Source organism: Oceanihabitans sediminis (genome assembly GCF_003337215.1).
Taxonomy (GTDB): Bacteria; Bacteroidota; Bacteroidia; order Flavobacteriales; family Flavobacteriaceae; genus Oceanihabitans; species Oceanihabitans sediminis.
The window spans coordinates 45,117-57,149 of the sequence record NZ_QPIG01000006.1; the positions used below are offsets into that span (position 1 = coordinate 45,117).

At 34.9% G+C, this 12,033-nt stretch carries 12 protein-coding genes and 5 tRNA genes; all 17 read right to left on the minus strand.

Annotation, left to right across the window (positions count from 1 at the left end; all coding sequences use genetic code 11):
* Nucleotides 1-39 precede the first annotated feature (39 nt).
* On the minus strand, nucleotides 40-3,852 hold the full coding sequence (rpoB, locus tag DU428_RS12725; RefSeq protein ID WP_072353020.1) for a DNA-directed RNA polymerase subunit beta: 3,813 nt from the start codon (nucleotides 3,850-3,852) through the stop codon (nucleotides 40-42).
* 124 nt (nucleotides 3,853-3,976) lie between these two features.
* On the minus strand, nucleotides 3,977-4,351 hold the full coding sequence (gene rplL / locus DU428_RS12730; protein ID WP_072353019.1) for a 50S ribosomal protein L7/L12: 375 nt from the start codon (nucleotides 4,349-4,351) through the stop codon (nucleotides 3,977-3,979).
* A gap of 61 nt (nucleotides 4,352-4,412) precedes the next feature.
* Nucleotides 4,413-4,934, minus strand: coding sequence for a 50S ribosomal protein L10 (gene rplJ, locus DU428_RS12735; protein WP_072353018.1), 522 nt, complete (start codon nucleotides 4,932-4,934; stop codon nucleotides 4,413-4,415).
* A 19-nt stretch (nucleotides 4,935-4,953) separates the two neighbouring features.
* Complete coding sequence (gene rplA / locus DU428_RS12740) at nucleotides 4,954-5,643, minus strand: 50S ribosomal protein L1 (RefSeq protein ID WP_072353017.1); 690 nt, start codon at nucleotides 5,641-5,643, stop codon at nucleotides 4,954-4,956.
* A gap of 19 nt (nucleotides 5,644-5,662) precedes the next feature.
* A complete protein-coding gene (gene rplK, locus DU428_RS12745; protein WP_072353016.1) occupies nucleotides 5,663-6,100 on the minus strand; it encodes a 50S ribosomal protein L11 in 438 nt (145 codons plus the stop codon).
* A gap of 69 nt (nucleotides 6,101-6,169) precedes the next feature.
* Nucleotides 6,170-6,724 (minus strand): transcription termination/antitermination protein NusG, encoded by a 555-nt coding sequence (gene nusG / locus DU428_RS12750; protein WP_113966706.1) that lies wholly within the window; start codon nucleotides 6,722-6,724, stop codon nucleotides 6,170-6,172.
* A gap of 10 nt (nucleotides 6,725-6,734) precedes the next feature.
* Entirely contained in the window at nucleotides 6,735-6,932 is a 198-nt protein-coding gene (gene secE / locus DU428_RS12755; RefSeq protein ID WP_072353014.1) for a preprotein translocase subunit SecE, read from the minus strand.
* A 16-nt stretch (nucleotides 6,933-6,948) separates the two neighbouring features.
* Nucleotides 6,949-7,021: transfer RNA gene (locus DU428_RS12760), tRNA-Trp, on the minus strand.
* 60 nt (nucleotides 7,022-7,081) lie between these two features.
* A complete protein-coding gene (gene tuf / locus DU428_RS12765; RefSeq protein ID WP_072353013.1) occupies nucleotides 7,082-8,269 on the minus strand; it encodes an elongation factor Tu in 1,188 nt (395 codons plus the stop codon).
* 64 nt (nucleotides 8,270-8,333) lie between these two features.
* Nucleotides 8,334-8,405, minus strand: a tRNA-Thr gene (locus tag DU428_RS12770).
* An 11-nt stretch (nucleotides 8,406-8,416) separates the two neighbouring features.
* Nucleotides 8,417-8,489, minus strand: a tRNA-Gly gene (locus DU428_RS12775).
* Nucleotides 8,490-8,549: 60 nt separating this feature from the next.
* Nucleotides 8,550-8,632, minus strand: a tRNA-Tyr gene (locus DU428_RS12780).
* 35 nt (nucleotides 8,633-8,667) lie between these two features.
* A tRNA-Thr gene (locus DU428_RS12785) sits at nucleotides 8,668-8,741 on the minus strand.
* 92 nt (nucleotides 8,742-8,833) lie between these two features.
* The gene (gene hpf / locus DU428_RS12790) at nucleotides 8,834-9,136 is read right to left on the minus strand and encodes a ribosome hibernation-promoting factor, HPF/YfiA family (protein ID WP_072353012.1); all 303 of its coding nucleotides are present in this window, start codon (nucleotides 9,134-9,136) and stop codon (nucleotides 8,834-8,836) included.
* Nucleotides 9,137-9,173: 37 nt separating this feature from the next.
* The gene (locus DU428_RS12795; RefSeq protein ID WP_113966705.1) at nucleotides 9,174-10,064 is read right to left on the minus strand and encodes a tyrosine-type recombinase/integrase; all 891 of its coding nucleotides are present in this window, start codon (nucleotides 10,062-10,064) and stop codon (nucleotides 9,174-9,176) included.
* Nucleotides 10,065-10,187: 123 nt separating this feature from the next.
* Complete coding sequence (gene rpsU, locus DU428_RS12800) at nucleotides 10,188-10,382, minus strand: 30S ribosomal protein S21 (protein ID WP_072353010.1); 195 nt, start codon at nucleotides 10,380-10,382, stop codon at nucleotides 10,188-10,190.
* Nucleotides 10,383-10,586: 204 nt separating this feature from the next.
* Nucleotides 10,587-12,011 (minus strand): carboxypeptidase-like regulatory domain-containing protein, encoded by a 1,425-nt coding sequence (locus tag DU428_RS12805; protein ID WP_072353009.1) that lies wholly within the window; start codon nucleotides 12,009-12,011, stop codon nucleotides 10,587-10,589.
* Between the last annotated feature and the right edge of the window lie 22 nt (nucleotides 12,012-12,033).

A 12,033-nucleotide genomic window follows, 5' to 3' on the forward strand; every position in this document is an offset into this window, starting at 1 on the left:
TTTACACGAACAGAATACTGCGACTTCATACTATTTTTATTATTCCTCTAATCTAATGTCTAATCCTAAACCTTTTAATTCATGCATTAATACATTGAATGATTCAGGTAATCCTGGATCTGGCATTGGTTCACCTTTTACGATAGCTTCGTAAGTTTTAGCTCTACCAATTACATCATCAGATTTAACTGTCAATATTTCTCTTAATGTTGCTGATGCACCATAAGCTTCTAATGCCCAAACCTCCATTTCACCAAAACGTTGACCTCCAAATTGTGCTTTACCACCAAGAGGTTGTTGTGTAATAAGTGAGTATGGTCCAATAGAACGAGCGTGCATTTTATCATCCACCATATGTCCTAGTTTCAACATATAGATAACCCCAACAGTTGCTGGTTGGTCAAAACGATCTCCTGTACCACCATCATATAAATATGTGTGACCATATCTTGGGATTCCTGCTTCATCTGTAAGTGCGTTGATATCATCTATTTCAGCACCATCAAAAATTGGCGTAGCATAAGTACGTCCTAATTTTTGTCCAGCCCATCCTAATACAGTTTCATAGATCTGACCAATGTTCATACGAGAAGGTACACCAAGTGGGTTTAATACGATATCCACTGGAGTTCCGTCTTCTAAGAAAGGCATATCTTCTTGACGAACGATACGGGCAACAATACCTTTGTTACCGTGACGTCCTGCCATTTTATCACCTACTTTTAGTTTACGCTTTTTAGCAACATATACTTTTGCTAATTTGATGATTCCTGAAGGTAATTCATCTCCTACAGAAATAGTAAACTTCTCACGTCTTAATGAACCTTGTAAGTCGTTTTCTTTAATCTTATAGTTGTGAATTAAATCAGCAACTAACTTATTGGTCTTGTCATCTGTTGTCCAAGTACCAGAAGTTAAGTGTGTATAATCATCTACAGCGTTTAACATTTTAAGTGTATATTTCTTTCCTTTTGGAAGTACTTCTTCACCTAAATCGTTAAATACACCTTGCGCAGTTTTACCGTTAACAAGAGCGAAAAGTTTTTCAACTAACACGTCTTGTAATTCTGCAAACTTTGTATGATATAATGCTTCTAATTTTGCAATATCTTCTTTGTCTTGTGCACGTTTACGCTTGTCTTTTATAGCTCTTGCGAATAACTTCTTGTTAATAACAACACCGTGTAATGATGGTGAAGCTTTTAACGAAGCATCTTTTACATCTCCAGCTTTATCTCCAAAGATTGCACGTAATAATTTTTCTTCTGGAGTTGGATCTGATTCCCCTTTTGGTGTAATTTTTCCGATAAGGATATCACCTGGTTTTACCTCTGCTCCAACACGAATCATTCCGTTTTCATCTAAGTCTTTTGTAGCTTCTTCAGAAACGTTAGGGATATCATTAGTTAATTCTTCATTACCTAACTTAGTATCTCTTACTTCTAATGAATACTCATCAATATGAATAGATGTAAAAATATCTTCACGAACTACTTTTTCTGAAATTACGATAGCATCCTCAAAGTTATACCCTTTCCAAGGCATAAACGCAACCTTCATGTTTCTACCTAATGCTAATTCTCCGTTTTCAGTAGCATAACCTTCACTTAAAACTTGTCCTTTTTTAACTTTATCTCCTTTTTTAACAATTGGTTTCAAGTTGATACTTGTACCTTGGTTTGTTTTTCTGAATTTTGTTAAAGGATATGTTTTAGTATCAGAGTCGAAGCTTACTTTAGCTTCATCTTCTGTACGGTCATATTTAATTACTATTTCATTTGCATCAACATATTGTACAACTCCTGTTCCTTCTGCATTAATAAGTACACGTGAATCTGAAGCCACACGACGCTCAAGACCAGTTCCTACAATAGGAGCTTGTGGGCGTAATAATGGTACAGCTTGACGCATCATGTTAGATCCCATCAGGGCTCTGTTGGCATCATCATGCTCTAAGAATGGAATTAACGAAGCTGAAATAGAAGATATTTGGTTTGGTGCAACATCTGTATAGTGAATCTCTTTAGGATCGATAACAGGGAAATCACCTTCCATACGAGCAATTACTCTATCGTGAAGTATTTTTCCTGTTTCATCAACTTTTACAGTTGCTTGTGCAATTAACTTATCTTCTTCTTCTTCTGCGCTTAAATATGTTGGCTCACTTTTAATGTCTACAACACCATCTGTTACTTTTCTATATGGAGTTTCAATGAATCCCATAGAGTTCACTTTTGCAAATACTGAAAGTGAAGAAATAAGACCAATGTTTGGTCCCTCTGGTGTTTCAATAGGACAAAGTCTTCCGTAGTGCGTATAGTGAACGTCACGTACCTCGAACCCTGCTCTTTCACGTGATAAACCTCCTGGTCCTAATGCCGAAAGACGACGCTTATGCGTGATCTCTGCAAGAGGGTTCGTTTGGTCCATAAACTGTGAAAGTTGGTTTGTTCCAAAGAAAGAATTAATTACAGAAGACAATGTCTTTGCATTAATTAAGTCAATTGGAGTAAACACCTCGTTATCACGAACGTTCATACGCTCACGAATAGTACGAGCCATACGAGCTAAACCAACACCAAATTGTTGAGATAATTGCTCACCAACTGTACGTACACGACGGTTAGATAAGTGATCAATATCATCAATCTCTGCTTTAGAGTTAATAAGCTCGATTAAATATTTAATGATAGTAATGATATCTTCTTTGGTAAGCACTTGCTTGTCCATTCCAATATCAAGACCTAATTTCTTGTTCATTCTATAACGTCCAACTTCTCCTAAAGAGTAGCGTTGATCACTAAAGAATAATTTATCAATAATACCACGTGCAGTCTCCTCATCTGGCGGCTCTGCATTACGTAGTTGTCTATAAATATGTTCTACAGCTTCTTTTTCAGAGTTTGTAGGGTCTTTTTGAAGCGTGTTATGAATAATAGCATAATCTCCTTGTTCCGCACTTTCTTTATGTAAAAGAATTGTTTTTACATTAGCTTCAAGAATTTCTTCTATATTATCTTTTTCTAAAACGGTATCACGATCTAAAACGATTTCGTTACGCTCGATAGAAACAACTTCTCCTGTATCTTCATCTACGAAATCTTCATGCCATGTATTAAGTACACGAGCAGCAAGTTTACGTCCTAGTACTTTTTTAAGTCCAGATTTTGAAACTTTTACTTCTTCTGCTAAATCGAAGATCTCTAAGATATCTTTATCTCTTTCAAAACCTATAGCTCTAAATAAAGTTGTTACAGGTAATTTTTTCTTTCTATCAATGTAAGCATACATTACAGAGTTGATATCTGTAGCAAACTCTATCCAAGAACCTTTAAATGGAATTACTCTAGCAGAGTATAATTTTGTACCATTTGCGTGGAATGATTGACCAAAGAACACACCTGGTGAACGATGTAATTGAGAAACTACTACGCGTTCTGCACCGTTGATACAAAAAGTACCAGAAGGTGTCATATAAGGTATTGTCCCTAAGTACACATCTTGAACAATGGTCTCGAAATCCTCATGTTCAGGGTCTGTACAGTAAAGTTTTAACCTTGCTTTTAATGGAACACTGTAAGTTAGTCCTCTTTCTATACATTCTTCAATGGAATATCTAGGTGGGTCTATAAAGTAATCTAAAAATTCTAAAACAAATTGATTACGGGTGTCTGTTATTGGGAAGTTTTCTAGAAAGGTATTATATAGACCTTCGTCTCCTCTTTCTTCAGATTTTGTTTCTAACTGGAAAAAATCCTGGAAGGATTTTATTTGAATATCCATAAAATCTGGATACTCCGTTCTATTTACAATAGATGAGAAATTTAATCTTTCAGCTTGTTTTGCTAACATCAATGGACGGAATTTTGATTAAAAATAATATGTAGCGTACACGTCATACTTATATACGCAAAATGGTCTAGGTCTTAGAACGCACGTTCCAGACCTAAACCTTTAAGTTTTTTGCTTGTTAGGCTTACTTAAGCTCAACCTCAGCTCCAGCTTCTTCTAATTGAGCTTTTAAAGCTTCAGCTTCATCTTTAGAAACTCCTTCTTTGATTGCGCTTGGTGCACCATCAACTAATTCTTTAGCTTCTTTTAATCCTAAACCAGTTAATTCTTTAACTAATTTCACTACTGCTAACTTAGAGCTACCAGCAGCTTTTAACATTACGTCGAATTCAGATTGCTCCTCAGCAGCTTCTCCACCACCAGCAGCACCAGCAGCTACAGCTACAGCAGCAGCAGCAGGCTCAATACCGTACTCGTCTTTTAATATAGTTGCTAATTCATTAACTTCTTTTACTGTTAAGTTAACTAATTGTTCTGCGAAATCTTTTAAATCTGCCATTTTTCTATCGTTTTAATAATTTTGTAATAATATATTTGTAATTAAGTGCGTACTTATTTGCTTATCCCTCTTTTTGAGATAATGTTTTCAAGATACCTGAAAGCTTCCCTCCACTCGATTGAAGCGCTGAAATAACGTTCTTAGCTGGGGACTGTAGTAATCCTACTATATCTCCAATTAATTCTTCTCTCGACTTGATTTCAACTAACATATCTAGTTGCTCATCACCAATGTAAATAGCTTCTTCAATAAATGCACCTTTTAATAAAGGTTTATCTGATTTCTTTCTGAAAGCTTTAATTACTTTAGCAGGAGCGTTTCCAGTTTCAGAAAACATGATTGATGTGTTTCCTTTTAAAACTGTAGGAAGATCACCAAATTCTCTGTCTGATGCCTCCATTGCTTTTTCAAGTAATGTATTCTTAACAACTGCTAATTGTACGTTTGCTTTATAACAAGCACGACGTAAATTAGAGGTAGTATTTGCGTCTAGTCCTGAAATATCTGCTAAATAGATATTTGCATTTTCGGCTAATTGTACAGTTAAGTCTTTAATTACTTGTGATTTGTCTTCTCTTGTCATAATAAAAGTTTTTAACTAATTAACCAATTTTTGTATCTACAGCAATACTAGGGCTCATAGTAGAAGATAAAAATATGCTCTTCACATAAACACCTTTAGATGCAGTTGGTTTAAGTTTCATTAATGTTTGTAATAATTCATTTGCGTTACCTTCAATCTTATCAGCACTGAAAGATGCTTTTCCGATTGCAGCGTGTACGATACCAGTTTTATCAACTTTAAAGTCGATTTTACCAGCTTTCACTTCTGTTACAGCTTTAGCAATGTCCATTGTTACAGTACCTGTCTTTGGGTTAGGCATTAGACCACGAGGACCTAATATACGTCCTAAAGGACCTAATTTACCCATTACACTAGGCATTGTAATAATAACGTCTACGTCTGTCCATCCGCTCTTGATTTTATCAAGGTACTCGTCTAAACCTACATAATCTGCTCCAGCTTCTTTAGCTTCTGCTTCTTTGTCTGGAGTTACTAATGCTAATACTTTAACGTCTTTACCAGTACCATGAGGAAGAGATACAACACCTCTTACCATTTGGTTAGCTTTTCTAGGATCTACTCCTAAACGAACTGCGATATCTACAGACGCATCGAATTTTGTATTAGTAATTTCTTTAACTAATGCAGATGCTTCAGAAAGAGAATAAATTCTCCCTTTTTCTATTTTTGCTAAAGCCTCTTTTTTCTTTTTTGTTAATCTTGCCATTTTTAATGTCTTTTATAGATTAATTTGGCGCGTTTCCAGTCACAGAAATTCCCATTGACCTTGCAGTCCCTGCTACCATCTTCATTGCTGACTCAATTGTAAATGCATTTAAATCTACCATTTTGTCTTCTGCGATAGTTCTAATCTGATCCCAAGAAACTTTAGCTACTTTTTTTCGGTTTGGTTCTCCTGAACCTTTCTTGATTTTTGCCGCTTCTAATAATTGAACTGCAGCTGGTGGTGTTTTGATTACAAATTCAAATGATTTGTCTTTGTAAACAGAAATTACCACAGGTAATACTTTACCTGGTTTATCTTGTGTTCTCGCATTAAACTGCTTACAGAACTCCATGATATTAACTCCAGCAGCACCTAGAGCGGGTCCAACCGGTGGCGATGGATTCGCAGCACCTCCCCTTACTTGTAACTTAACTACTTTGTCTAACTCTTTTGCCATTTTAAATAATTTAGTTGATGTCTTCTTTTATTGGAAGCAAAAGTAACATCTATCTTTATGTAACAATTATTATACTTTTTCTACTTGCATATAGCTTAACTCTAATGGTGTTTTTCTTCCAAAAATTTTCACCATTACTTCAAGCTTACGCTTTTCTTCGTTGATATTCTCAATAGTTCCATCAAATCCATTAAAAGGACCATCTATCACTTTTACAGTTTCTCCTTTTGTAAATGGTATTGCTACGTTTACATCTGTGTCTACTGTTAACTCATCAACCTTACCTAACATTCTGTTAACCTCAGATTTCCTTAATGGAACTGGGTCTCCTCCTTTTGTTTCACCTAAGAAACCAATAACGTTTGTTATAGATTTAATAATGTGAGGGATCTCACCAGTTAAATTAGCCTGAATCATTATATATCCTGGAAAGTAAACTTTTTCTTTACTTATTTTCTTTCCGTTTCTAATTTGAATCACTTTCTCTGTAGGAACCAATACCTGATCAACATAATCTTGTAAACCTAAACGAGCTATTTCGTTTTCGATATACGTTTTGATTTTGTTTTCTTGACCACTTACCGCTCTAACTACATACCATTTTTTTTCAATACCTTCAGACATAAATATTTATTTATCCGTTAATTATTTTGAAATAGTATGCTATAACTTCGCTAAAAACTGTATCTACTCCCCATATTGCTAAAGAGAATATAATAGAGAAAACAGCAACCAGTATAGTTAAACTTTGTGTTTCTGCCCATGATGGCCAGCTCACATTGTTTTTTAACTCTCCGAATGATTCTTTTATATAATTTACAATTCCTGCCATTATAATGTTTTTGTTGCACGGGTTGAGAGACTCGAACTCACGACACCTGGTTTTGGAGACCAGTGCTCTACCAACTGAGCTAAACCCGTATATATAAGCTAAGGTATTCCGTTACGAAATACCTTAACTCTATATTTAATTAGATAAAATTAATCTAAAAGTTCAGTTACCTGACCTGCTCCAACTGTTCTACCTCCTTCACGGATAGCGAAACGTAAACCTACGTTCATTGCAATTGGTTGGATTAATTCTACTGTAATAGTTAAGTTATCTCCAGGCATAACCATCTCTACTCCATCAGGAAGAGCGATGTTACCTGTAACGTCTGTAGTTCTTACGTAGAACTGTGGACGGTAGTTGTTATGGAATGGAGTGTGACGTCCACCTTCTTCTTTCTTAAGGATATAAACCTCAGCTTTAAATTTAGCGTGTGGTGTTACAGATCCTGGCTTAGTGATTACCATACCTCTAGAGATTTGAGTTTTCTCAATTCCTCTTAATAAGATACCAGCGTTATCTCCAGCTTCTCCTCTGTCTAAGATTTGACGGAACATTTCAATTCCTGTAATAGTAGAAGTTAATTTCTCAGCTCCCATACCAATGATCTCAACAGGATCTCCAGTGTTAGCTACACCAGTCTCAATACGACCAGTTGCAACAGTTCCACGACCTGTAATAGAGAATACATCTTCGATAGGCATTAAGAAAGGCTTATCCATATCACGTACTGGCTCTTCGATCCAGTCATCAACAGCTTGCATTAATTCTAATAATTTGTCAACCCATTCTTTCTCACCGTTAAGTGCTCCTAAAGCAGAACCAGCAATAACAGGACCATTGTCACCGTCATATTGGTAGAAAGATAATAATTCACGAATTTCCATTTCTACTAATTCTAGTAATTCTGGATCGTCAACTAAGTCAACTTTATTCATAAACACAACAATACGTGGGATACCTACCTGACGACCAAGTAAGATATGCTCACGAGTTTGTGGCATAGGACCATCTGTAGCAGCAACCACAAGGATAGCTCCATCCATTTGAGCAGCACCAGTAACCATGTTCTTTACGTAATCCGCGTGACCTGGACAGTCTACGTGAGCGTAGTGACGATTTGCTGTTTGATATTCTACGTGTGAAGTATTAATTGTAATACCTCTTTCTTTTTCTTCTGGAGCGTTATCAATTTGATCAAATGATCTTGCTTCTGAAAAACCCGCATCAGCTAATACTTTAGTAATAGCTGCAGTCGTGGTTGTTTTACCGTGATCTACGTGTCCAATAGTACCAATATTTAAATGTGGTTTTGAACGATCGAAAGTTGCCTTTGCCATGTTTAATTTATTTTAATCTTATTTATATTAGTGTTCAATTTATTTACTATAATACTTTAAAATGAGCCAATGACGGGAATTGAACCCGTGACCTCTTCCTTACCAAGGAAACGCTCTACCCCTGAGCTACACCGGCTTAAATATTAGAGCGAGAGACCGGGTTCGAACCGGCGACATTCAGCTTGGAAGGCTGACGCTCTACCAACTGAGCTACTCTCGCAATTATTTAAAAATCCCAAACTTACAACTACACCCTTTTAAGCTTGGTAACTTAAAAAAGTGGGGAGAGCAGGATTCGAACCTGCGAAGTTAAAAAACAACAGAGTTACAGTCTGTCCTCGTTGGCCGCTTGAGTATCTCCCCAATTATAAATTTTCATCAGTCTATTAAAGAACTTGAGCCGATGGAGGGACTCGAACCCACGACCTGCTGATTACAAATCAGCTGCTCTAGCCAGCTGAGCTACATCGGCTTTTTCTTGCTATAAAAAAAGCCCGCTATTTCTAACGGACTGCAAATGTATATATTTTTCTTTTTAATCAAAACATTTTTCAAATAAATTTTTCATAAATATGTTCTTAATTTCTCTTTTCGCTTTTTTAACTGGCGTTCTAATGAGGCAATTGCTATATCAGCCCCCTCTTCAAAAGTCTTACACTGCTTCTTTACAACAAAGCTATCTCCAGGGACACTTAAACGTGCTTCAAAAACTTTATTCTCCTTATCACTGGTGTTTTCTACTTTCAAAAAAACATCGGCTTTAATTATTTTATCGTAAAAGGTCTCTAACTTATCCATTCGTTTTTGAATAAAGACTAATAATTTTTGGTCTGCATTGAAGTTGACAGATTGTGTGTTTACTTTCATACTTCTTAATTTATTATTGGTTAAACAATGAATGCTATTATTTTTTACTTCTTGGATGTGTGTTTAAATACACTTTTTTTAGTTCGGCTATACTATTATGTGTATAAACTTGCGTTGCAGCCAAACTAGAATGTCCAAGGAGCTCTTTAACAGCATTTAAATCTGCACCTTGATTGAGTAAATGAGTTGCAAATGAATGTCTTAATATATGCGGGCTCTTTTTTACTTTGGTTGATGCATTACTAAAATACTCATTAATTATTCGGTACACAAGTGTTTCATAAACTTTAACGCCTTTTTGAGTTAAAAATAAATAGCCGGTATCTTTTATGGTTTCTAGCTGGTTTCTGAATTTCAGGTATTTATTTATAGTATGAAGTACCGATCCTAATAGAGGAACAAATCTTTCTTTATTTCGTTTACCTAAAACTTTTAGGGTTTTATTAGAAACATCTATATCACATAATTTTAGCTCTACTAATTCTATTCTTCGTATTCCAGTGGAATAAAATAATTCTATAATAAGCTTATCTCTTACACCTTTAAAATCTTCTTCAAAATTTAATTCATCTAAAACAGTTGCTACTTCTGCTTCAGAAAAAGGTACTTGTATTTTTTTACTCGTTTTTAAAGCGCGATGTTTTGCTAGCGGGTTTACTTCTATCTCTCCCACTTTAAGCAGGAACTTATAATATGTATTTAAGGCAGATATTTTCCTATTGATACTTCTGTTTGATATATCTCTTTCTACCATAGAAACTATCCAAGTTCTTATTTGCGAATAATTAACTTGATCAATACTTTCTTGCTCAAATTCTGATAGATTGAATGCCAAGAAATCTGACAAATCCTTTTCATAGGCTTTTACAGTAAGCTTAGAATAATTTTTTTCTAATAAAAGATAATCGATAAAAGATTGAAATGGCATGTACGTATTTTGAAGTGTTTTGATAAAAGTACAAAGTTTTTATCTAGCAAGGAGGCTTGACTAAAACAAAAAAATCCTACTAGTTTAAAACTAATAGGATTTTATAATATTGCTTAAGAAGTATTAAATACTTTCTTGATCTCTTAAACCTTGAACGTATTCTGCTTTTTGTAAAAGCGCTCTACGTGCTACTGAAGGCTTTGTATATTGCTTGCGCTCCTGCAATTGGTTTTTAATTGTAGTTTTAACAAACTTACGTTTGTAACGCTTTAACGCTCTTTCTATATTTTCTCCTTCTTTAACTGGGATTCTTAACATAGTTCTTAACCTCCTCTCTTTTAGATTTTTTAAGGCCGCAAAGATAGTAAGGTTTTTATTTTGTGCAACTACAAAGGATTCTTTTTAGCAGTTTTTTTCGCAAAAACGATTGAACGGTTTGTTTGAGCTCTTTTTTGATAAAAAAAGCGAGTAGTGAAAGCGTGGTGCTCCTTTGCCAAAACAAAGGAGCATTTGCCCTAATTATTAATCTTTATAGAGTGAAGCTCTTTTGCTTAAATCTAAAATAAGCTGTTCATCTTCTTCGCTTTCTAGCAGGACATTATAGCTGCTCCAAAAGTCTTTATCATAAGGTTTTGGTGCAAAAATATCTGGATCCCACTTTTCTTGTTTAGAAGCCGAAATCTCATCTTTATCTAAGATGATTTCTGAGAACAAGATTTCTTGAACGGTATAATAGTAACGCTCTTCTTTATTGTAACGCTCCTCTTCTTCTTTGGTGATTCCGCGAGTTGGTTTTAAGCCTACATTAACCAGTTTTGGTGTTTCGTAGTAAATATAATTTGGATACATTTTTCCTTGATACTCCATATAAGTAATAACTAACTTATGATTTATTTGGGTATCGAAAAGTCGTTTGCTTCTAACTTTTTGAGCATCTGAAGCAGCAACTAAATTATATTCAATTTTTTTGAAAGCATAATTATCATAATAAATATACAACCAGCCTTCGGCCTCAAAACCTTCGTTGAAAATTCCTTTTGTTCCTAGACCAACAAAGTCTTTAGAACCAGAAATTTTAATCTTATAAAGCTTGCGCTCATTATCTACTAAAATAGTATCTAATTCAAACTGGTGCTTATCTAAAATATCCTCACCAAATAATGCTTTGTTATTTTTCACATTACGAAGCAGGTTCAGCTTTCCTTGAAAAAGATTTTCTAAGCCGTTAACTCTATTGTCATTCCATTTAATTGCTGTAATTAGCTGCTCTTTATTAACAGATCTACGGCTAATATCTTTTGGTTTTAACTTTCGAGTGGAGTTTTGATTTTTATACGCTGCATACGAAAAAATGCTATCTACATCTCTTAGATCGTAACTTTTACGAACCTGATCTACATTTATCTTTAGGTTTTGGGCACTGCTAGAAGTATATGAAGAATCGTAAACAGTAATAGCACTTTCTATTAACCATTTAAACTCTGTTTTATTTCTTTCTTTATGCCTTAAAAACCCTTTTTGGATATAAGAAGAATCAGGAAGGTTATGTTGTAGCTTCCTGATTGCCTTAAGTACAATTTCGTTTCCTGTTGTAGGTCTTGGTTCTGCAACTAAGACTACCTCATCTAAAGACGCTTGTTCTTCTGTTAAAAAAACTTCGGTTTCATTATTAAACTCTTGAATTGGTATTCTGAAAGTAGAATAGCCAATAGAAGAAACCACCAGCGTATCGTTTTCGTGTTTTTGCGGTACTTGTAGTACAAAATTACCATCGATATTGGTTACTGTACCAATTGTGGTATTTTTAATGTACACACTAGCACTAGCTATTGGAAAGGAATCCGATGAATCTAGAACGGTGTTTTTAAGTTCTTTTTGAGCGTAAGTTGTTCCTGCTAAAAGAATAGTTATAACAACAATAAGTTGTTTTAATTTTTTAGACATCATATTTTATGTTGTTATAAGGTTC

Bases quoted from the DNA above. Each gene is read 5' to 3' on its own strand.
- rplJ (WP_072353018.1), bottom strand. From the start codon at position 4,934: ATGACAAGAGAAGACAAATCACAAGTAATTAAAGACTTAACTGTACAA.
- rpoB (WP_072353020.1), bottom strand. From the start codon at position 3,852: ATGTTAGCAAAACAAGCTGAAAGATTAAATTTCTCATCTATTGTAAAT.
- tuf (WP_072353013.1), bottom strand. From the start codon at position 8,269: ATGGCAAAGGCAACTTTCGATCGTTCAAAACCACATTTAAATATTGGT.
- secE (WP_072353014.1), bottom strand. From the start codon at position 6,932: ATGGCAGGAATTGTAAATTATATAAAAGAATCATTCGGAGAGTTAAAA.
- DU428_RS12795 (WP_113966705.1), bottom strand. From the start codon at position 10,064: ATGCCATTTCAATCTTTTATCGATTATCTTTTATTAGAAAAAAATTAT.
- hpf (WP_072353012.1), bottom strand. From the start codon at position 9,136: ATGAAAGTAAACACACAATCTGTCAACTTCAATGCAGACCAAAAATTA.
- rplK (WP_072353016.1), bottom strand. From the start codon at position 6,100: ATGGCAAAAGAGTTAGACAAAGTAGTTAAGTTACAAGTAAGGGGAGGT.
- rpsU (WP_072353010.1), bottom strand. From the start codon at position 10,382: ATGTTAAGAATCCCAGTTAAAGAAGGAGAAAATATAGAAAGAGCGTTA.
- rplL (WP_072353019.1), bottom strand. From the start codon at position 4,351: ATGGCAGATTTAAAAGATTTCGCAGAACAATTAGTTAACTTAACAGTA.
- rplA (WP_072353017.1), bottom strand. From the start codon at position 5,643: ATGGCAAGATTAACAAAAAAGAAAAAAGAGGCTTTAGCAAAAATAGAA.
- DU428_RS12805 (WP_072353009.1), bottom strand. From the start codon at position 12,011: ATGATGTCTAAAAAATTAAAACAACTTATTGTTGTTATAACTATTCTT.
- nusG (WP_113966706.1), bottom strand. From the start codon at position 6,724: ATGTCTGAAGGTATTGAAAAAAAATGGTATGTAGTTAGAGCGGTAAGT.